The sequence below is a fragment of the Rosenbergiella collisarenosi genome (assembly GCF_018494085.1).
GTDB classification, from domain to species: Bacteria; Pseudomonadota; Gammaproteobacteria; order Enterobacterales; family Enterobacteriaceae; genus Rosenbergiella; species Rosenbergiella collisarenosi.
Map to the genome: position 1 here is coordinate 37,529 of NZ_JABBFP010000008.1, position 21,937 is coordinate 59,465.

The following is a 21,937-nucleotide window of genomic DNA, read 5'->3' on the forward strand; positions in this document are numbered from 1 at the left end:
TACAGTAACAGTTGTACCGGCTTACGCATATCGCTACCCTAGGTCTACGCTATTTCAATTCGGATACTACTATGTTTGAATCCATTCCTGCTGCTGCGGCTGACCCTATTTTGGGCCTTGCCGATCTCTACAAAAATGATCTGCGTCCTAATAAAATTAATTTAGGGATTGGGGTATATAAAGACGAAACTGGCCTGACTCCCGTCATGGTCAGCGTTAAAAAAGCTGAACAGCAGCTACTCGAAACTGAAACCAGCAAAAACTATCTGAGCATCGAAGGCAATGCGGCTTATGCTCTAGCTAGCCAACGCCTATTATTTGGCGCGGATAATCCGCTTTTGAACAGCGAGTGTCTGTATAGCGCGCAAACTCCGGGTGGTACGGGCGCATTACGCGTTGCTGCCGATTTTTTAGCGCAGCATACCGGCGCAAAACGTGTCTGGGTGAGTGACCCAAGCTGGCCTAATCACCATAATATTTTTAGCGCCGCTGGCTTAGAGGTTCTGACCTATACGTATTATCAGCCAGAAACGCACACTCTCGACTTTAGTGCGATGCTCAGCGCCTTAGACTCGGCACAAGCAGGCGATGTCGTTTTATTACATGGCTGCTGTCATAACCCTACCGGTATCGATCCAACTCTAGAGCAGTGGCAACAGCTTTCCGAACTTATCCAGCGTAAATCACTCCTTCCGCTCTTCGATTTCGCCTATCAGGGATTAGGTAAAGGTTTGGATGACGATGCTCAAGGGCTACGTATCTTTGCCGAGTCGCACCCAGAATTTATCGTTTGTAGCTCTTATTCTAAGAATTTCGGCTTATACAATGAACGCACCGGGACTTTTACGCTCAAGGCCAGCCAGCCGCAGGCGGCGAGTGATACCTTCAGCCAAGTAAAAGCCGTTATTCGCGCTAACTACTCCAATCCGCCTTCCCACGGCGCGGCTATCGTATCAACGATCCTTAACGATCCCACGCTAAGAACGATGTGGGAACAAGAGCTATTGGACGTTCGTCAACGTATCCAACGTATGCGTCAACTTTTTGTGCAGACCCTACAAGAGAAAGGCGCTACGCAAGACTTCTCGTTTATTATTCGCCAGAACGGCATGTTTTCTTACAGCGGATTAACGCAACAACAGGTTCTGCGTTTGCGTGAAGACTATGCCATTTACGCGGTTGCCTCGGGCAGGATCAATATCGCGGGGATGACTCCAGAAAATATGTCTCGCCTCTGCGAGGCGATTATTAGCGTCATTCGCTAACCGATAACTGCCCGGCTACGCCGGGTAGTCAATCACGCAGGAAGGGATTTGTTAAGCGCTCATGTCCCAATGTGGAACGAGGCCCGTGACCTGGGATAAACGTTACCTCATCCCCCAACGGCAATAATTTATGTTTAATGGCATCAATAAGCTGCTCGGCATTGCCGCGCGGAAAATCAGTGCGTCCGACCCCACCTTTAAAGATCACATCCCCTGAGAACAGTATATTCTGCTCAGCTTCATAGAACACGATATGGCCGGGAGTATGCCCTGGACAATGTAAGACGCTAAATGTCAATGCGCCGAGTTCGACAGACTCGCCTTCGCGTAACCAGTGATCAGGGTAAAACACTGCGCAAGGCGGGAAACCGAACATTGCGCTCTGTTGAGGCAGGCTGTCGAAGAGAAAGCGGTCGTCAGTATGCGGCCCGATAAGAGGAACTTGCCAGCGATCGGCGAGTATTTTTGCAGCCCCTACGTGGTCTAAATGGCCATGGGTCAGTAAAATTTTATCGACCTGCAAAGACTGTTGGCGCAAAACATCGCTAATTTTATCGGCATCGCCGCCTGGATCGATCAATGCGACCTTACCGGTTGCGGGACAAACTACTATGCTGCAATTCTGCGAAAAAGCGGTGACGGGGATCTGTTGATGGACAAGACGACTCATTGACGCTCTCTTTATGACCAGTGTCGCACAGGACCGGTATCGATATGAACAAAATTACTCTTAGGATAGTATCCGACGCCCCCTGCACTCATTTTTAGTGCAGCTTTGCGCACATTATTCAGTGCAATGCCTTCGATATGAAAATCCATCGCTTGACCTAAGGTGTGATAGCTATGCTTCGCCACACCACTGTGCGCGCTTTTACCGCGTAAGTGGTTGTTGGTCGCGATACTACGAAAGCCGGAAACGAGTTGAATCGGTTGGCGAGTCTCTAACATCACTTGCAAGCGGTAAATATGCTCAAACAAATGAGGGTCGATGGCATGGATTTTTTCAGCGCGATAATCGCGGAAAAAATGGTTAAGTCTAGCCAGTTCACTAGGATTATAAGTCTTGCCGTTGAAAAATTCGGCTTTTAAGCTTTCCCCGGTATTGATGTTATTCAACGTCAAAATTTTTGGTCGCGAGGTAGATAGTGAGGCTTGAGCGAAATGCGGTAGGCAAGAAAGTCCGGCCGCTGCTGAACCCAGCAAGAGCAATTTACGGCGATGTGAATCAATTTTTTCCATGGGCATGACATCCGCGAGGCAAAAGGACAAAAAAACAACAGGGGAACCATACCCAGAGTGTTGCTCTTCGTCAAGACGCAGACATGAGAACGATCAACTTAATTACACTTTGAAAGACTATTAGCTGGCCAATAGGCCAGCTAATAAGCAATTTAGAGCAAGAACTTCTCGGCGTTACTGATAGAACTCCACCCTGCACGCGCGAGTTGATCATAATTATAGATGTCAGTTCTAAATTGCGCCTGCCCATCTTCGCTAACCCATGCCGTTAAGTAATAGAGGTTGACGGGAATACGATGGCGAATGGAGATAGGTCGAGTGGTACGGCTATCCAAGGTCGAACTTATACGGCTTTGATCCCAGCCTACGTCCTTGAGCAATAACCCCGCTAGCTGAGCCGCTTTATTCACCCGTACACAGCCGGAGCTGATCGCTCGAATATCCTGCTGGAACAGGCCATGGTTTGGCGTGTCATGCAGGTAGATAGCATCAGAACTTGGCATATTGAACTTATAACGTCCTAACGAGTTTTGTGGTCCAGGCGCTTGCAGTACGCGATACGGGAACGCTGAGGCCGAAACGGTCTGCCAGTTGACGCTTGTCGGGTTCACCGCTGCCGCATCGGCTCCCCACCCTGAATAGAGCGTGAAGTTATGCTTAGCAAGATAACTAGGGTCCTTGCGTAATTTCGGGACAAGATCTTCACGAATAAGGGTATTCGGCACCGTCCAAGTTGGATTGAGCACCACGCTATTCAGCGCACTGCGCATCAGCGGCGTTTTACGACTCGGACGACCCACGATTACGCGGGATGACAAAATGGCTTTCCCCTCGACATAATAATTTAGCGAGTAGTTAGCAATATTTACCATGATGCCATTGTGCATATCGTCCGGGAGCAGACGCAGACGCTGGATATTGAGTGCCAGTAATGTCGCACGTTGATGCGGCGTAATACTCAACCATTCGCGAGTCTTATAACCGATAATGCCATCGTCGGTCAGCCCCTGCCAGTGCTGAAAACGCTTCACCGCCGATACCAGCGCATCGGAGTAAATGTCCTCAGCGGGTCCACTGGCTACCGGTGAACGGCTACTGTCCGCAGTCGGTGATGGCGCAAGCATCCTTTGTGGTTGCGGCGCAGTCACCGCCTGCGTATCGGATGCGACTGGCTGTGCGGGAGGTGGTGATGCAGGGATCGAGGCTTGTGCATCGGCTTCGCTTAGCCATCCCGCTCTGATTAACATTTGTCGTAATTGCGGTACGGCAGGATCACTCTCACCCGGTCGTATCGTCCGGTTTAATTCTAATTTTGGCCAGGGCTTGTTGTCCGCCAATAAAACGACCAGTGCTTTTTGCATCGGTCGATATTGTGGGTGCTGGGGCTGTAAGCTCTCGATAAACGAACGCGTCGTGCCATGATTAACCGCTTGCAGCCATCGACTTACCAGGGCAGAACTTGGTGCACTAAGGCGAGCTCCATTGGTCCCATAGAACCAACTCTCCCCTTGCGCAGGCGCAGCGTTGACAAATTGTAGGTAGCCTAATAGGGCGTCTGATAATACGACTTCTCGCGCATCGTTCGTTAAGTCGTTTCGAGTTAATACCGAAAGCCAGCGCGTGAATTGTGGTTGTACACCTGATAGTGCCACTTCAGCAAGTTGCTGTTCGAAACTATGAATGGCTTCTTGATCAGTCCATAACGGTTGCTGATGAGTCTGACGGTATACCGAGGTGAGCAAACTCCCATAGTAAGGCGAAACACCCGCAGGAAACGCTTGATAGACCGAGGAAATACGCTGGCTAGGAGTATTAGTATGTGTGGTAGGTGAGCTCGTCTGTCCAGGAGCTGCCTGCGCCGCCCATGAACTCCCGATCGCTAACGACATTCCGCCGAAGAGCAATACTGGTTTGAGTTGAAAACACTTTAGAAACATCCCTGACTCCTTACCTTGTTTAGACACGCACCAAAAAGTTCAATGTTTTTTATTATTTTCTTCTCATGAGTGTAAACGAAAAAACGACATTTGTTAGTAACAAATGTCGTTTAATAGTTAAGTATCGAAAAGCAGTCTGGCTTTACGTCTGATCGCTATCTATAGTGACCGCTGGCTGTTGAGGGGGATTTTCTGGTGAAAACCCTTTCAATCCAACCACATGCACATGCTCAATATCGTTAACCACTTTACGCATCAGCTTATAGGTGGTGCCTTTTTCCGGGCTGATATTTTCAGGGGCCGCGATCACCAGTTGCATTTCCAACCGTTCACATAACTCAAAGAGCGTAGCAATGGAGCGCGCATCGAGCCGCGCCGCCTCATCGAGGAACAGTAAGCGACAAGGAGAGATATCCTTCCCTCTTAACCGGCGAGATTCATCTTCCCAGCTCTGAACGACCATTACCAAGATAGACATACCAGTACCGATCGCCTCGCCCGTCGATAGCGCGCCACTTTCTGCCCGTAACCAGCCATCCGATCCCCGGTTGACTTCGACTTCCATCTCCAGGTAGTTACGGTAATCCAGTAATTCTTCCCCGATCACCTGTGCAGTCCGGCTGCCAAGATCGATATGCGGGTTAAGGCGTTGATAGAGTTTTGCTAAGGCCTCAGAGAAGGTCAGGCGTTGGCTATTAAATAAATCCTGGTGCTGCTCATGGTCCTGGGCAAGCGTCTCCAGCAGGATGGAGTGGGCTTCACGGACATTAACATTTAACCGTACGCTATTGACCTGTCCGAATTTAACCGCTTGTAACCCTTGGTTTAGCTGGCGAATACGCGTCTGTTCGCGCTGGATTGTTTTGCGGATAATATTCGCTGCACTGCGCGCGCTGATCGCAAGCGTCTGCTCGCGTGAGGTCAGCTCCTCCGTGAGACGATTAAGTTCGATCTCCATCTGTTCGATAGCTTCGATCGGGTCGTCGGTACGGATGATATCTTGGCGAATACGCTCACGAAGGTGCTGATAGACTGCAATAAAGAAGCGCACTTTACGCTCTGGATAACGTGGCTCTTCCGACAGGCGTAACACGTCACGCAAGTGCTCGTTGTCCGCCACCGCGAGACGTAGCGCACCAAGCGCCTTATCCGACATCGAACGTAGCTCGTCGCCCCCTAGATACGCCAACTCTCGACGGTGAAGACGACGCTCCAAGCCGTTCTCTTTGACTAAGCGTAGAACCGTGCACCATCCAGTCTTGGCGGTCACCACTTGGTTACGGCTCTGTCCATAGTCACGCTCTACCTTACGTAGGCGTTTTTGCAGGCTGTCCATTTCCGCTTCGCAGAATGTCAGTTGTTTTTCTAACTGATGGCGACGCGCGCGGTTGTGGCTAAGTTGATGATAGAGCGAGTCGCGTAACGCTTTGACTTGTAGCTCGGCATGGGGATCGGCTTTCGCGCCAAGCGCTTGCATCTCTTGCTGCAATTCTGACAGCATATCGCGCTTCGCGTCGTAGGCACTTTTCAGCGAGGCCAACAGCTGGCTACTTTGGGTTAATTGCTGCTGATGTTGACGCAGACGATCACGCAACTGCGCACGTTCGCTTTCCGCGTGCTCTAGCTGCTTGCGAAGTTTCTGTGTCAGATCGCTATTACCATCCAGCATCCCTTCTGCTTCAGCGTAATTGAAGTGCGCCCGACGCTGCACGACTTCGGTAAGCGTAAAGGCTTGCTGGCGATAGTCACGCTGGCGCTGCTGCGCAGTATGATAATCCTCTTGCAGCTGCTGATGCTGCTCAGGATCACTTTGCAGCACCGCGATCATTGGCTCCAGCTTAGCGAGCTTCTGACCAAATTGATGCAGGAACCGAGCGGCCTCTTGTGCTTCTTCGACCTGTTCGCGCAGCTCGTCGCAGCGATCGCTTAATGTATCGTCTAAGAGTAAATTAACGCGCGGCAGTAAGCGGTTTAATTGTGCTACCCCTTCACGCGCCATTTCAAACTGTTGACGCTGCTGTTGCGTATTCGCTTCATGGTTCGCCACCGCACGCTCAATATCGGTACGACGCGTCGTCAGCTGGCGGATCTGGGCTTCAGGATCCTCCTCAAAGGCAATCGCGAGGTGGCTACCAATGAAACGACTGAAAGATTGATGTAGCCGCTGCGTCTTCTGCACGTCGAAGGAGAGCGTCGCGTATTTTTCGCTCAACACCTCCCGCTCCTTAGAGAGCAGTTCGAGTTGATTCTCGCGCGCAGCGCGGCCAAAGAGTGGCACTTTCGGGAAGCGTGAGTAACGCCACTGACGATCGGCGATTTTGACGACGACCGCCTGATTTAGCTCTTCGACACTAAAGACGCTATCGTCGAAGGATTGTGGGTCCCCTTCGATTAAATAGAGGTCTTCCGGACAGTCTTCTAAATCGGCTAACAGGGCTTGAACCGGCGCGAGCTCAGGTACCACGATCGCGTGCCGTGAAGGACCGTATAGCGCTGAGAAATAAGGCGCGTCTTCCAAGGTCACATCGTCGTAAATCTCTGAAAGCAGCACCCCACCAAATTTCTCAGCGAGATGGTTTAAGCGGCTATCTTCTGCACCGCCGGGCTGGCTCAAGCGTTCAATTTGCTGCTCGACTTGACGTCTGCGGCTCGCCACTTCATCACGTTCGACGGTAGTTTCCCGCTCACGCTCAAGCAGGTATTGCATATACTCGGTGACCTGACTGCTTTGCGTAAAGAGCTGGCCGGTCTGTTCGCTTAGCTGAGTCAAGATCTCCTGAGCCGCTAACCAGTGCGGCGCACGATTGGTCAGCGCGCTGATTTTCTCACGGATCTGATCCAACGTTTGGCGATGAAGTAGGCGCTGCTCACTCGCTTCGTCCACCCCTGCACCGAGCTGTTCGATACGCGCTTCATATTCGCGGTGGAGATCTTCCAGATCGTCTGCCTCGAACTCCTGACCTTGACGCTTACAGAATTCCGCTAGTAGTCGCTCAGCATCGTGCTGCTCGCGTAAACGCTGTTCGAGTTCTGAAAGACGTAAGCGTAAGCCTGGTAGCTGATCCGCAAGATGGCGCTGCTGCTGTGCCTCACGGAGTGCTTCTCGACCAACCTGCCAAGCGTCTCCACGATTCACAGGACCGCTGATCTGTTGAACCAGCTCTAAAGCTTGGTTAAATTGGCTATGAGCCGCCTGTGCCATGCTGAGCTTTTGTTCAAGATTCAGTAATAGCTCAGTCGCCTCCTCATCGCGGGCTTGAAAACGCGCCTGCCACTCTGCGGCGTTCTCAGGAGCGAGGTCGTCAAGATGACAGACGTCTTTCGCTCGCTGTAGCGCTTTCACGGCTTGTTGATATTGTATGGCTCGCGTTTGCTGTACATCCAGCGCTTGCTGGAAATTCGCCAGCTGGCTTTTTAGTTCGTCAACCTCGACTTCAGATGCCTCGACGTCGGCCTGCTGCGCTTCGTTGATCTCTTGCGCTTCAGCCACCACCTCGTGCTGCTCTTCTAGGCGGTAGGAAAGCTCTTCGATCTCGTTCTCGTAACGCTCGATCTTTTCCTGCTGGCGGACGGCGTTCTGTACCACGGTAAGATGGTCGCTGGCCGCTTGGTATTCACCTTCTAGGTCCCCTTCCGCGCCAACATGTTCCGCAAGCTCGCGCGCCATTTCGACATGTCGGAACTGTTCGGTCTTGAGCTGATGACGGCCGCTTAATAACTCCTGACGTAGCGCAATCGCCCCGTCCAAATTAATACGACGATCGTTAGCATGCCGCATATAGTCGGAGGCAACGTACTGTGTCGATTCCGTGATCAGATGTTTAAAGAGGCTGCGATCAGCTTGCGTGACGCGAATGGCTTCGAGCGTCATCCGGTTTTCGCGTAACGCCCCTTCCATATCTTGGAAGGCCTTACGCACACCGCCGTTTTCCGGTAATAAGTAGTCACGTAGGGAGCGGGTGATGGTACTCGAGATCCCGCCGTATAATGAGGCTTCAATCAATCGATAGAACTTACTCCGATCACTTTGACTTCTTAATCGGCGAGGAACGATGCCGTGATCGAACATCATGCTGTGATAGTCGGTGACCGAGCTATATGCCTTAAAGCTCATAATCTCTTGTGCGTCTAATCGCTCTTTGACTTCGCTAAGCGGGCGCACCTTGGCTTGACGACTATTCAACACTTCCGTTAACAGGTCAGTCGGCAGCGTGTCTTCCGGCACATCGTGGATGCTAAACGGTTTAATATCGACTTTCTTGTCACGCCCTGCAACTTGTTGCAGGCGAACGCCGACCAGCGAGCGTTGTCCGCGGGAGTTGACGACATCGAGTGCGGCATAGCAAACCCCAGGGCGAAGCTTACCGTGTAGGCCTTTATCTCGCGAACCACTGGTTGCACCGGCTTCTGTGGTGTTACGAAAGTGAAGCAGGGTCAGATCGGGGATCAATGCGGTGATAAATGCCGCCATCGTCGTCGATTTACCGGCACCATTACCGCCCGATAAGGTCGTTACCAGTTCATCTAAGTCAAAGGTCCTGGCAAAAAAACCGTTCCAGTTAATTAGGGTAAGCGAACGAAACTTTCCACGTTCAATCATGCGTCATCACCTTCTTGTAGCCCCTCGGCTGCGTCATCATTTGCACTGTCTTGTTCTTCTTCAGTGAGGGCGGCACGGGTTTCGAGATCGACCGCCTCCCCATCACGAATCAAACGTAGCTGCGCTTCGCGTGGATCGTCGCCGCTACGCACCTCGGCACCGAAGCGAAATACAGACTCTTTAATCCTAAATTTACTGCTGTCATTCGCCATAAACCAGACCATGCCTAAGCGACGAAGGCGGTTTAAGGAGGAGCGTACCTTATCGAGAAGTTTGGCTCTGTCGATATCGGAGCCGGTGGAGCGTTGATTAACGAAACGCAGTAGCTTGCTTTCGTCTGCCAAACTGAGCAACTCGTCATACAATTCTTGGAAGGTAAAAATTCCTTCGTTCGCAAGCCGTTCCGGGCTGAGGTAGAGGTAGCAGAGGATTTTGCCGACCATCATATCCAACTCTGAGAGTACCGAACGCGCAATTAGGGTCGTCGAACGGGGACGTAGATAAAAGAAGCCTTCCGGTGCGCGAACTAACTCCACATGATAGCGAGCGTAAAATTCCGCGAGCTCGTGCTCAAAGTCCATCAACAACGCATGTTGATCAAGATCCTCAAGACTAATATGGCGACCGGCGCGCAGTTGGCTGTCTAAGGCTGGAAATAATGGGTTAGCGAGCGCCTGTGCCAATTTGACTGGCATCACTTGTTCAATATTTGTCGATGACATGTGCCTGCACCTTAGCTCCATATTCGTTAATAGTTTGCCATTCAGCAGGAAGCCCTGCTAAATCGGCTTCAGAAACACCCAGCTGCACCGCTTGGTCGACGACGATTCGTGCCAGATCAAAATGGCGGGCGCGTGGGTATTGTGCGAGATAAAGCCTCATGACGTCGGCAAGATTAAGCGGTTGCCCGTCACGTTGGTAAGCCTGCAAGGCGTGCTCTATCATCGCGGCAAGTTGTTCGCGTATTTCATTAAACTCTTCAAATTCCAGCTCAGGAGGGAGTTCGCCCATCACGTCATCGTTACGCAGGGTCATCTCATCGTCGCGCGTATCGTAAAGGCGCTCTGCGCTACTGTGGGTTAACGCCCAAGGCGCGTCGAAATAGTTCTGCACCGACTGCCGTAAGCGTTGAGCAAAAACCCGGTTTTTATCGAGATCGATGGCGGTACGGATAAACTTGTGGACGTGGCGGTCGTAGCCTATCCATAAGTCTATCGCCTGTTGGCCCCAACTGATGATGCGATCGAGTTTATGTTGTAGTTCGAAGACAAGCTTATCGATATAGGCCAGGTCAGGAATACCATAAATCGACTCTTGTATCACCAGCAAATGAGTCTGCAGTGTGTCCCCTGCGGCCTCCAAGGTATCTTGTAATTCCCGCAGCGTGCCCGAAGTCTCGGAGAGTAAGACCTCACAACTGGAGATAGCCGCTCGCCAGTCTTTATTTAATAGATCGGCGATCTCTTGCTTGATTTGCTGCTGCTGCTCGTCCATCTGCCGCTGTGTCAGGTCGATACTATCGAAGATCTCGGCGACCGAATACTTAAGCGGTGCGAAGACATTGCGATGCCAATGAAACTGGTCGCCATCTTGGTGGGCATCATCCGCGGCACGCTTTAGTTCGTTACCGACAATCGAGAGCTGCATCGATAGACGTAAGGTAGAAAATTCTTTTTGTCGGACGTAGTAATCAGTGATGCCAATCGCCAAAGGGGTGAGGCGATAGATCGCATAGCCTTCCGCTTGCTCTGAGGTAAAGCGGTTAAGGATGCGCTGTTTAACCATGTCATTAATCGCATTATTCCCGCGCAGATCTACCGTCTCCGGGCTTTGCTCAAAGACCGCACTTACGTGCTTAAAGGCATCTAAAAGTTCGGATTCGGTGAGCTCACCTTCAACTCGCTCACCATTGAGCGTCGCGATTGCCAGCAGAAACGCTAATCGCTCTACAGGCAGAGAGATAGCAAAGTCACTTTTACGGGCCCACGACACTAATTCAGGTATGGTCTGGGTATAATCACTCATAGCTCATCCTTTATTGCGGGCTTACGTGCCGTGACGTGAATGTAACGCCCTAAACTCATAAAAGGTTCCTGACGACAGTAACGCCGTTCCATTTCTATAATCCCCTCTTCGCCATTGGCCGAAGGCGGAAGATCGCGGATGAAGTCACTAAAAACACGGATCCCTGCTTTGTCTTCAATTTGGAAACCAACGTTACGCAGCCATTGGTCAACCTCTGCAGGGTCTCTCGGATAATCGGGTGAAAGCGTTTTTTTCTTCCGCTTCTTCATGTGTGCTTTGAGGTAGCCGAAGTTCCCTAAGGTTAAATTCTGCAGCGTTAGGCCATGAAGATTGTAAAACATCAATGATAACACGCCGCCCGGTGATAGGGTGTCGAATAAAGCAGCGAGCGTTTTCTCCGGCTCAGCCACCCATTCCAGTACGGCATGGAATAAGACTAGATCGACCGGCTGCTCTAACTGTTCACCTATCTGCTGAGCGCTCGTCTGAATGAACGTCATCTGCGTGGCTACGCCCTGTTGTTGTGCGTGCTGCGTGGCGCGCTGTAGCATTTGCTCGGAGACATCACATAAGGTTACCTGATGCCCACGCTCGGCTAATCCGGCTGAAATCTGTCCGATACCGCCCCCTGCATCAAGGATCGTTAACGGAGCGTTAGGGAACGTCGCAAGGATCTTTTCCAGCTCTTCCCACAGAATAATCTGTCGTATGCGCCCCTTAAGGGTGCCATAGATGTTTTGGGCGAAGCGTTCGGCCAAATCATCAAAGTTTCGATCCATCATACTGGTACTCCGCATTAACGACAGAAGAAATATGCTATTTTGTCACAGCTCTAGGATGAATGGAGCTATTCCCTGCAGAATCCGGTGCTGGGTGCTGTTTTTTCGTTCAATTCGGTGCTAACTATGTTATTTGCGTTAAAAAAATTAATCGGTGGCCTGCTATTACCGTTACCTTTCCTATTATTGGTGCTAGGTATTGGGCTATTCTTGCTCTGGTTTACTGCGCGTCAACGACTGGCTAAGTACTGCCTAACGGGCGCTTGGTTACTATTGCTGTTATTGAGTGTGCAGCCGGTTGCCGATCGTTTGCTCGCGCCGTTCGAAGATCAGTATCCTACGCTTAACCACCCCTCTACGGTCGCGGCGATCGTCGTGCTCGGTGGCGGTTACACTTATAATCCACAGTGGGCCCCGAGTTCTAACTTACTCGGCAATAGCTTACCTAGGGTCGCGGAAGGGGTACGTCAATGGCGGATGAATCCTACCGCGCAACTGGTCTTTACCGGTGCGGCAGCAGCGGATAATCCGCGCAGCAGTGCTAGTGTTGCCGCGCAAGTCGCGCAGACGCTCGGGGTTCCTGCCGACAAGCTGGTTACCCTTGAATCGCCTCGCGACACGCGCCAAGAAGCGATAGCCGTTAAACAGCGACTAGGAAACCGACCCTTTATCTTAGTGACCTCAGCCAATCATCTTCCTAGAGCCTTAGGCTTTTTTACTGAACAAGGGTTGTCGCCGATCCCGGCACCCGCCAATCAGCTTGCTATCCACTCGCCGCTGAATAGTTGGGAGCGGATCATGCCGTCACCTTTCTGGCTTGGACATAGTGAACGTGCGTGGTACGAGAGTTTGGGTAGGCTTTGGCAATGGCTGATTCGCGGTTAGCCTACTCAGGCTAACCGCAGGATTAACGCAAGACGTCTCTGACTCTTTGCAGATCTTCTGCTGTATCGACGCCGACAGCAGGGATCGCTGCCGCTGGAGCGACGTGAATACGTTCACCATTCCACAGTACCCGTAACTGCTCAAGCAGCTCGCACTGTTCGAGCGGGCAAGGTTCCCAGCTAATGTAGCGGCGGATAAAGCCGGCCCGATAAGCATAGATACCGAGATGGCGCTGAAACTGGTCGCCAATGGTCGCTTGAGAGTGAGCAAATCGCTCGCGATCCCAAGGAATCGTCGCTCTGGAGAAATACAGCGCATAGCCCTGTTTATCCGTCACCACTTTCACGGCGTTCGGATTAAAGGCTTCGTGTGCCTCAGTGATTGGTGCAGAAAGCGTCGCCATGCCACAATCCGCCTTAGCCAAGTTATCTGCAACCTGTTTGATAATGACAGGCGGGATCAACGGCTCATCCCCCTGCACATTGACGATGATGGTCGAATCATCGAAACGATATTTTTCAATCACCTCTGCCAATCGTTCTGTACCCGATTGGTGATCCGCCCGCGTCATACAGACTTCACCGCCTGCCGCATTCACCACCGCTGCAACCTGCTCGTGATCAGTGGCGACGATGACCCGATCAGCCCCCGCTGCCAGCGCTTGGTTTAGAACGTGGAGGATCATTGGCTGACCATGGATATCCGCCAAGGGCTTACCGGGCAGCCGTGAGGAGGCGTAGCGAGCCGGAATGATGACGACAAAGCTCATTGTTAGCTCTCGTCCGCAGTTAAGCTGCGCGCTTCATTCTCCAGCAGTACTGGAATGCCCTCTTGGATAGGGAAGGCCAGCCCATCTGGTTTACAGATTAATTCTTGTTCCTGCGGATGGTAGTCGAGTTTACCGTGACAAACGGGACAAGCGACGATACCAGCTAAACGATGATCCATAAGACCTCCAAATAAATAACGTTGACTGCTACAGGGACGTCCCTTGAGAAGCAGTAGGCAATAAAGCAATAATCTTGTCGAGCAGCCGCTGCGCATCCGCCGACGGAAGCTGTGCATCGATTGGCAAGTACCACCAATTCTCTAACGCAAAATACTGGCATTTTACCGCATCTTTTTCCGTCATCAGTAATGCCTGCGAGGAATCTGCCAAACCGGAAAGCTCCTCGAGAGTATAGGCATGGTGGTCGGCAAACGCATATTCGCGCTCAGGAGTGATCCCTTGAGCGCGTAGGGTCGAGAAAAAACGCGGTGGATGGCCGATACCCGCTAAGGCGACGGACGATCGATTCGCTAAGGCTGCCAGGGGAAGTGGTAGACCCGTGACAAGATTCGTCCACACTCCCGGTCGCAGGCGCATCGGAATTTCGCCCTGTTGTGCCTCACCGCCATTGGTGATCACCGCATCAACGCTCTTTAAGCGCGAGGGCCTCTCACGCATAGGACCCGCCGGAAGCCACCAGCCGTTACCGAAACGTCTTTCACCGTCGATAACGACGATTTCCATATCGCGCTGTAGCGCGTAATGCTGCAATCCATCGTCGGTGATAATGACTGAAATATCGTTGTGTGCCTGCAACAGCGCGCTGATTGCCGCACGGCGTTTAGGCGCAACCGCGACGGGCACTCCTGTACGTTGGAAGATCAGTACTGGCTCATCCCCCGCTTGCTGTGCAGAGGTCGTCGCGTCGAGTACTAAAGGGTAGTGCTCTGCCTTACCCCCATACCCCCGCGAGACGACTGCCGGACGAATACCGCGTTGTTTGAGTTGTTCAACCAACCAGATCACTACCGGCGTTTTACCATTGCCCCCTGCGGTCAGATTCCCGACCACGACCACCGGCACTGGTGCCTTCCATCTTTTTTTCAGCCCGCAGCGATAGCTGAAGCGAATGGCGGCAGTGATCGCTCCATACAGCCAAGAGAGTGGCAGCAAAAGCCGCCATGCTCCCGACTTTCCGCTCCACAGGCGCGCGATCATTGGCCGAACTGAATACGATGCAGTTGAGCGTAGGCACCCGCTTGAGCCAGCAGCTCTTGGTGTGTGCCACGTTCGATGATTTGTCCATCCTCAACGACCACAATCATATCCGCCTTTTCGATTGTCGATAGGCGGTGCGCAATAACCAATGAGGTACGATTCCGCTGTAGCTCATCTAAGGCAGATTGAATCGCGCGTTCCGATTCTGTGTCTAAGGCAGATGTCGCTTCGTCCAAGATCAGTACCGGGCTATCGCGAAGTAGCGCTCGTGCTATCGCGATACGCTGACGCTGGCCGCCGGATAATAAGACGCCATTCTCACCGATTACAGTATCGAGACCGTTATCCATCCGCGCAATAAAGTCCATCGCGTGGGCCATTTCCGCAACGTTTTCGATATCTTGACGACTGTATTGATCGGTACGTGCATAGGCGATGTTATTAGCGATGGTATCGTTAAATAGGTGAACATTTTGCGACACTAACGCGACCTGATTACGCAAAGCTTGCAGCTTATAATCATTGATTTCATGGCCATCTAGCAGGATCTGTCCTGACTGAATATCATAAAAACGCGTCAATAAACTGGCCAACGTCGATTTACCCGAGCCAGAACGTCCCACTAGTGCCACGGTTTTTCCTGCCGGAAGCGTTAAGTTAATATTTTTTAACGCTGGCGTTTCGCGACCCGGATAGGTAAAGGTGACGTTACGAAACTCAATATCGCCCTGCACGCGTTCGACAGAACGTTGCCCATTATCGACTTCTTGCTCGGCATCGAGAATACTGAACAGCGTCTGGCAGGCTGCCATCCCGCGTTGAAACTGGGCGTTTACGTTAGTCAGTGACTTAAGCGGACGCATTAAGGCGATCATGGAGGAGAAGACTACCGTAATCGTTCCCGCCGTTAGCGTATCCATTACCGCTGGATAACTGGCCGCATACAGGATGAACGCGAGGGCGAGCGAGGCAATAAGTTGGATAATCGGGTCGGAGATAGAAGACGCGCTAACCAGTTTCATCCCTTGTTGACGCATACGATTACTGACCGTCGCAAAGCGTTGGGCTTCGATCTCTTGCCCACCGAAGATCAATACTTCCTTATGGCCCTTAAGCATTTGCTCAGCGCTGGTTGTCACCTCACCCATCGTGTTTTGCATCGTCTTACTGATATTTCTAAAACGCTTAGAAACCAGTCGGATAGTAAACGAGACGATCGGCGCAAGCAGGATTAGGATCAGCGATAATTGCCAGCTGTAGTAAAACATCATGATGAATAAACCGATGATCGATGCGCCCTCTCTAACCACCGTCACTAGTGCGCTAGATGACGACGAGGCGACCTGTTCAGAATCGTAGGTTATTCTTGATAAAAGCGTTCCGGTCGATTGCTGATCGAAGAAGGAGACCGGCATGCTCATCATATGGGCAAATAAACTGCGGCGCATTCCCATTACCACATTTCCCGATACCCAAGAGATGCAGTAGCTAGACGCATAACTTGTTACCCCACGGATCAACATGAGGCCGATTACGGCTAAGGGCATCCAGAGTAAGACTGATTTATCGGCTTTACCAAACCCATCATCGAGTAGGGGTTTGAGCAGCGATAACATCAAAGTGTCCCCTGCTGCATTAATAATCAGAGCAATCGCAGCAATAAACAGGCCTGCTTTATGGGGGGCTATCATTGGCCAGAGACGACGGAACGTCTGCCACGTTGAGAGATCTTTGTCTAAGTGCATTATTTCTTCACGTTTTTTAACATCGAAGGGTAGTTTACCCGTAATCAGGTTTTACACCAAACCATTGATGGTACCATCGGGGTGAAATTTGATCACGTAATTGTAAAATCTCACTATTCCCCGCGGTGACCCTAATCGATATCTGTCCGGCCTGTGCCGTATCAAGCCATTGAATACCCTGCTGTTGATAGCGTTTCACGACATTTGTTGCGGGTAAGCGCCACGCGTTGTAGCGGGCCACGGAGGCAATTGCAATATTAGGCCGCAGTGTCCTGAGTAATAAGGGACTAGAGGAGGTTCGGCTACCGTGGTGAGGTACCTGTAGCCAATCGACAGGTAGTGTCTGGCCGACTAACTCAACAAGCCTTTGCTCCGCCTTCTTTTCAAGATCACCGGTAAGCAGGAGATGATGTCGACCATCGCTGATGTACAGTACGCAGGAATCATTATTTTGTCCGGCCGTTGGAAATTGCTCCGGCCAGAGCACCTGAATGGCTAATCGCCCCCATTGCCAGTGATCCCCACGCCGACAAGCTAAGGCCCCGGGATAACGGTAGGACGTCCTCACCACTAGCTGTGGCCAAATTTTTTTGATACTCGCCAGGCCACCACTATGATCGCTATGGCGATGGCTAATCACCGCCATAACCGGCGTTATCCCCTGGTCAATCAGCCAAGGGACGATAATACGCTCGCCTGCATCCCCCACCTGCCAGCGGTTGCCTGTATCGTAGATAAGGCCTTCCCCTCGTTGACTGATCACCATCGCTAAGCCATGACCGACGTCTAACATATCTACCCGCCACAGGATCTCCGAGGGCTGAACACGCCAACTCGCTAGACTGATAAGGAGTGCGCAGAGACTCAAGGGCGAGGCCCGCCAGAGATAAAAACGGCTAATACATAACCCACCCCAGAGTAGACAGGCAACCTGTGGCGCGGCAGGAAGAAATACCCACCCCTCTTTTTGTAGGCCGAGCAGTGCGAAGAGACAACGAAAGAGCGCGTCGTGGAGTAATAGCAAGCTACTGTAGAGCAGATCGGGCCACGGTATGGCAAGCAGTAGCGCTAACGGTAATAGGCCTAGACTGACGATAGGAATAGCCACTAGGTTAGCCCCTAAAGCAGCAAGGCTGGTACCGTGAAAGAAAAAAATCTGAATCGGTAAGAGTAAAACCATAATCCCTAGCTGCAGATGTACTAGACGAATAATCGCGTAGCGTTTAGCTTGACGATACGCCGGGGATAAAGGAAACCAACGATACCAGATCAGTAACGCTAAAACGGCGAGTACCGAGAGCCATAAGCTATCGGAGAGGATCATCAGTGGATTGGTCGCCAAGAGGCTAGCCACGCAGAGTAAGAGAATATGAAAACTGGAAAGATTTAGAGCAAATCGCTTAGCCGCCAGCCAGAAGGTTAAGGCGAATAGCGCGCGTAGAGCCGAAGGTTGGGCACCAGAGAGTAAACAGTAGCCAGCACTGGCTAGCCAACTTATTGCCTCGAGCCCGCCTGCCCGCGAGAACCTAGCCGGAAACAATAGCTGTACCCATTTTATTATGCGACGAGTGAGTAAGAAGATAAGCCCTACATGCATGCCGGATATCGCCATTAGATGTCCGATACCCGTTTCCCGAAACAGTGTATTGACCTCTGGCGGGATCCTGTCCCGCAACCCAAAGACCAATGCCCGCGAGATGCCCTGCCACGGAGAGCTAGCGCTACGTCGCACAAAGGCCTGCTCAAGGCGATGGCGCACCGAGCAAGTTGGGTCCAGTAGCTGCTGACGGTGTATTTTACCGGTGAACGGCGTGTCCTTCGCCAGCGCGTTACGCTGGCTATCATAGCCCCCCTCGTTCAATAGGCTATGCACGGGACGTAAACGTAAGCGCATTAGCCAATGCTGCCCCAGACAGTACTGGCTAGCGTCGATGTTACCGATCCATACGTCATAGACAGGAAATCGCCATTGACCTTCAACCTTAGTCAGGCTGACCCTAATCCGGCCATTTAATTCCTGAACTTCACTCACTCTCACTTCGGCGCTGACCGTTCGTTCGCTCCACGCGGTGATCGTGGATACCAGCCCGTGGGCGGTAAACTGGCTAATAAAGAAAAAGAATAGCGCTACGCCACAATAGTGCAGATATTTAGATCTCGTGATCAACAACAGCAATGCTAGAAGTAATACTGTGCTGAGGACTGGAAGGCTAACAATCTGTGGAATAAATAGCAGCGGGAAACACGCGGCAATCAATAGCCAAGCATAAGGAATAGTCTGCATAATATCACCGCTCAAAGCGAGGTACTGTAAGGGATTAATGCAGTAGTAGGTTTACTGATTGGAGAGAATGCGAGCCGCTACGGGGATTGTCGAGCGATAAAAAGGAAAGGACAAAAAATATGTGGGTCGTATAAATGAAAAACGATATCTAATGATACCGTCTTTTTTAAAACTGCACTTCTTAGCTAGAAAGGTTGGCTCTATCGCGAAGCTCTTTTCCTGGTTTGAAATGTGGCACGTACTTACCTTCCAGTTCCACTTTCTCGCCAGTCTTCGGGTTACGCCCTACGCGTGGAGCACGGTAATGGAGTGAGAAACTACCAAAACCCCGTATTTCGATACGGTCACCCTGCGCTAAGGTGGAAGCCATATATTCCAGCATCTCTTTAACAGCATCTTCAACAGCTTTTGCAGGGATTTGAGTCTGCTGGGCTGCGAGGCGTTCAATCAATTCAGATTTAGTCATTAATCCTCCGGAAATATCCTGTAAAGAAAGACAGTTTTAAAAAAAGCCAAGAGTGAAAACACCCTTGGCTAGTTGGGGGGATGTCACCATCCCCCTTTCGGCAATTACTCGCCTTTAGCTGCTTTAAATGCTTCAGCCATTGCGTTAGAGAAGTTGCTTTCATCTTGTTGCTTGTTGTTCACAGCAGCAACTGCATCTTTCTCGTCAGCTTCGTCTTTAGCACGTACAGACAGGGTTACAACACGGTTTTTACGGTCAACACCGGTGAATTTCGCTTCCACGTCATCACCAACATTCAGAACCAGAGTTGCATCTTCAACGCGGTCGCGTGAAGCTTCTGAAGCGCGTAAGTAACCTTCAACACCGTCAGCCAGTTCAACAGTTGCGCCTTTAGCGTCGACTGCAGTCACTTTACCGTTAACGATAACGCCTTTCTTGTTCAGCGCAACGTAGTTGTTGAATGGATCTTCAGCAAGTTGTTTCACGCCTAAAGAGATACGCTCACGCTCAGCATCGACTTGCAGAACTACTGCAGCAATTTCGTCGCCTTTCTTGTATTCACGAACGGCTTCTTCGCCAGTTGCGTTCCAAGAAATGTCAGACAGGTGAACCAGACCATCGATTCCGCCGTCCAGACCGATGAAGATACCGAAGTCAGTGATTGACTTGATTTTACCTTCAACGCGATCGCCTTTGTTGTGAGTTTCTGCGAAGTGCTGCCATGGGTTAGATTTACATTGCTTCAGACCCAGGGAGATACGACGACGCTCTTCATCGATGTCCAGAACCATGACTTCAACCACATCACCTACGTTTACAACTTTAGATGGGTGGATGTTTTTGTTGGTCCAATCCATTTCAGAAACGTGTACCAGACCTTCAACGCCTTCTTCGATTTCTACGAAGCAGCCGTAATCAGTCAGGTTAGTTACACGACCCGTCAGCTTGGTGCTTTCTGGGTAACGCTTAGCGATAGCAACCCATGGATCTTCGCCCAGTTGTTTCAGACCTAATGATACGCGAGTACGCTCACGGTCGAACTTCAGGACTTTAACATTGATTTCGTCACCAACATTCACGATCTCGCTTGGGTGCTTAACGCGTTTCCAAGCCATATCAGTGATGTGCAGTAGGCCGTCAACGCCGCCCAGATCAACGAATGCACCGTAGTCAGTCAGGTTCTTAACGATACCTTTAACTTCCATGCCTTCTTGCAGGTTTTCTAGCAGTTGATCACGTTCTGCACTGTTCTCAGACTCGATCACCGCGCGGCGAGAAACCACGACGTTGTTACGTTTCTGATCCAGTTTGATGACTTTAAATTCTAACTCTTTGCCTTCAAGGTGCAGAGTGTCGCGAACCGGACGTACGTCAACCAGTGAACCTGGCAGGAACGCACGGATACCGTTTAGCTCAACAGTGAAGCCGCCCTTGACTTTGCCGTTGATAATACCGGTAACAGTTTCAGCATCTTCGTAAGCTTTTTCCAGCGTGATCCAAGCTTCGTGACGCTTAGCTTTCTCACGGGACAGCAGGGTTTCACCGAAGCCGTCTTCTACTGCGTCCAGCGCAACGTCAACTTCGTCGCCTACCTGGATTTCCAGTTCGCCAGCTGCGTTTTTGAACTGCTCTGCAGGAATTGCAGATTCAGATTTCAGGCCCGCATCAACTAGGACGACGTCTTTGTCGATAGAGACAACAACGCCACGAACGATGGAACCCGGACGGGTTTCGATTTCTTTCAGGGATTCTTCAAATAGTTGAGCAAAAGATTCAGTCATATTGATAATCTTAGGATTCTTCAATTTAACGTCCATTGGACTTCATGTCTAATGGGGTTGTTTAACATTCTTCACACCATCCATGGAATGAAGCTACAGCATTCTTTTTATTTTAGCACACTTATGCGCTGAAGTTAGGCAATTTTTTCTGAATATATTCAAGAGCTATCGCCGTCACTTCTTCGATATCAATTCCCGTAGAATCAATAACTAAGGCATCGCCCGCCGCGACTAATGGCGCAACGGCACGATTACGGTCGCGGTCATCACGCTCTACCGTCTCCGCTAAAAGTTGCGCAAAGTTAACATCTACGCCTGCTTGCTGCAACTGCTGGCGACGACGTTCGGCGCGCTCTTCGGCACTTGCATCAAGGAAAATTTTTACTGGCGCATCTGGAAATACAACCGTTCCCATATCTCGTCCATCGGCAATCAAGCCCGGTAATTCACGAAAGTTGCGCTGCCTACGTAATAATGCCTCGCGCACGCGAGGGAATGCAGCCACTTTCGAGGCGGTATTACTCACGTCTTGCGTGCGGATCGCCGCAGTCACCTCTTCGCCTTCTAAAACGACTTGAGTACGGTTCTCGTCGACGATAAATTTCACATCGAGGTGCGCCGCAAGAGGAACTAGCGCCTCTTCATGCGCGATATCAACATGATGGTGGAGCGCGGCTAACGCTAAGACGCGGTAGATTGCGCCTGAATCCAACAGGTGCCAGCCTAGCTGCTCGGCTAATACCTTACACAGCGTACCTTTACCCGCCCCGCTCGGCCCATCGATAGTAATGACTGGAATGGTCGTCATTTCTGACTCCTTGCACTCAGCAATAAAATGGCGTCAGTATACCTGAATCTGTTGGTGAACGTTACCCCAAGCTCATCTCTTCACTTGCATAACGGATAAGCTTGTCTACACTTTATTAATTAAAAAATGAACGATA

Annotated in this window: 17 protein-coding genes; 2 read left to right on the top strand and 15 right to left on the bottom strand. The window is 51.0% G+C overall.

Going from position 1 to position 21,937, the window contains the following annotated elements; all coding sequences use genetic code 11:
• The first annotated feature begins 71 nt into the window (after positions 1-71).
• Positions 72-1,265: an amino acid aminotransferase gene (locus tag HGT70_RS12270; protein ID WP_214196037.1), complete on the top strand. Its 1,194-nt coding sequence runs from the start codon at positions 72-74 to the stop codon at positions 1,263-1,265.
• Between the two features lie 28 nt (positions 1,266-1,293).
• On the opposite strand, the gene HGT70_RS12275 is transcribed toward HGT70_RS12270, so the two are convergent.
• The 7 genes from HGT70_RS12275 to cmoM all read right to left on the bottom strand — a co-directional run bounded on the left by HGT70_RS12275 (position 1,294) and on the right by cmoM (position 11,848).
• A complete protein-coding gene (locus tag HGT70_RS12275) occupies positions 1,294-1,935 on the bottom strand; it encodes an MBL fold metallo-hydrolase (RefSeq protein WP_071434863.1) in 642 nt (213 codons plus the stop codon).
• 11 nt (positions 1,936-1,946) lie between these two features.
• Positions 1,947-2,504 (bottom strand): peptidoglycan L,D-endopeptidase MepK, encoded by a 558-nt coding sequence (mepK, locus tag HGT70_RS12280; protein ID WP_071434861.1) that lies wholly within the window; start codon positions 2,502-2,504, stop codon positions 1,947-1,949.
• 152 nt (positions 2,505-2,656) lie between these two features.
• Complete coding sequence (ldtD, locus tag HGT70_RS12285; RefSeq protein WP_214196039.1) at positions 2,657-4,441, bottom strand: L,D-transpeptidase; 1,785 nt, start codon at positions 4,439-4,441, stop codon at positions 2,657-2,659.
• A gap of 142 nt (positions 4,442-4,583) precedes the next feature.
• Positions 4,584-9,041 carry a chromosome partition protein MukB gene (gene mukB, locus HGT70_RS12290; RefSeq protein WP_214196041.1) on the bottom strand — a complete coding sequence of 1,486 codons (4,458 nt, stop codon included), beginning with the start codon at positions 9,039-9,041 and terminating at the stop codon, positions 4,584-4,586.
• Positions 9,038-9,763, bottom strand: coding sequence for a chromosome partition protein MukE (gene mukE, locus HGT70_RS12295; RefSeq protein WP_071434855.1), 726 nt, complete (start codon positions 9,761-9,763; stop codon positions 9,038-9,040). Before mukE ends, mukB begins: the two co-directional genes overlap by 4 nt.
• Positions 9,744-11,066, bottom strand: coding sequence for a chromosome partition protein MukF (mukF, locus tag HGT70_RS12300; RefSeq protein ID WP_214196043.1), 1,323 nt, complete (start codon positions 11,064-11,066; stop codon positions 9,744-9,746). The genes mukE and mukF overlap by 20 nt, the downstream gene beginning before the upstream one ends.
• On the bottom strand, positions 11,063-11,848 hold the full coding sequence (gene cmoM, locus HGT70_RS12305; RefSeq protein WP_214196045.1) for a tRNA uridine 5-oxyacetic acid(34) methyltransferase CmoM: 786 nt from the start codon (positions 11,846-11,848) through the stop codon (positions 11,063-11,065). The genes mukF and cmoM overlap by 4 nt, the downstream gene beginning before the upstream one ends.
• A 123-nt stretch (positions 11,849-11,971) precedes the next feature.
• Here cmoM and elyC point away from each other — a divergent pair, with 123 nt between their 5' ends.
• Positions 11,972-12,730, top strand: coding sequence for an envelope biogenesis factor ElyC (elyC, locus tag HGT70_RS12310; protein ID WP_071434849.1), 759 nt, complete (start codon positions 11,972-11,974; stop codon positions 12,728-12,730).
• A gap of 22 nt (positions 12,731-12,752) precedes the next feature.
• On the opposite strand, the gene kdsB is transcribed toward elyC, so the two are convergent.
• The 8 genes from kdsB to cmk form a co-directional block, all read right to left on the bottom strand.
• On the bottom strand, positions 12,753-13,499 hold the full coding sequence (gene kdsB, locus HGT70_RS12315) for a 3-deoxy-manno-octulosonate cytidylyltransferase (RefSeq protein ID WP_214196046.1): 747 nt from the start codon (positions 13,497-13,499) through the stop codon (positions 12,753-12,755).
• Positions 13,500-13,501: 2 nt separating this feature from the next.
• A complete protein-coding gene (locus tag HGT70_RS12320) occupies positions 13,502-13,678 on the bottom strand; it encodes a Trm112 family protein (protein ID WP_157725250.1) in 177 nt (58 codons plus the stop codon).
• A 28-nt stretch (positions 13,679-13,706) separates the two neighbouring features.
• On the bottom strand, positions 13,707-14,717 hold the full coding sequence (lpxK, locus tag HGT70_RS12325; RefSeq protein ID WP_214196048.1) for a tetraacyldisaccharide 4'-kinase: 1,011 nt from the start codon (positions 14,715-14,717) through the stop codon (positions 13,707-13,709).
• Positions 14,714-16,462, bottom strand: a complete 1,749-nt coding sequence (msbA, locus tag HGT70_RS12330; RefSeq protein WP_214196049.1) for a lipid A ABC transporter ATP-binding protein/permease MsbA — start codon at positions 16,460-16,462, stop codon at positions 14,714-14,716. Before msbA ends, lpxK begins: the two co-directional genes overlap by 4 nt.
• 34 nt (positions 16,463-16,496) lie before the next feature.
• On the bottom strand, positions 16,497-18,746 hold the full coding sequence (locus HGT70_RS12335) for a DNA internalization-related competence protein ComEC/Rec2 (RefSeq protein WP_214196051.1): 2,250 nt from the start codon (positions 18,744-18,746) through the stop codon (positions 16,497-16,499).
• Positions 18,747-18,927: 181 nt separating this feature from the next.
• Positions 18,928-19,212, bottom strand: a complete 285-nt coding sequence (ihfB, locus tag HGT70_RS12340; protein WP_071434839.1) for an integration host factor subunit beta — start codon at positions 19,210-19,212, stop codon at positions 18,928-18,930.
• A gap of 104 nt (positions 19,213-19,316) precedes the next feature.
• Entirely contained in the window at positions 19,317-20,993 is a 1,677-nt protein-coding gene (gene rpsA / locus HGT70_RS12345) for a 30S ribosomal protein S1 (protein ID WP_214196129.1), read from the bottom strand.
• Positions 20,994-21,114: 121 nt separating this feature from the next.
• Entirely contained in the window at positions 21,115-21,801 is a 687-nt protein-coding gene (cmk, locus tag HGT70_RS12350) for a (d)CMP kinase (protein ID WP_071434837.1), read from the bottom strand.
• Positions 21,802-21,937 lie beyond the last annotated feature (136 nt).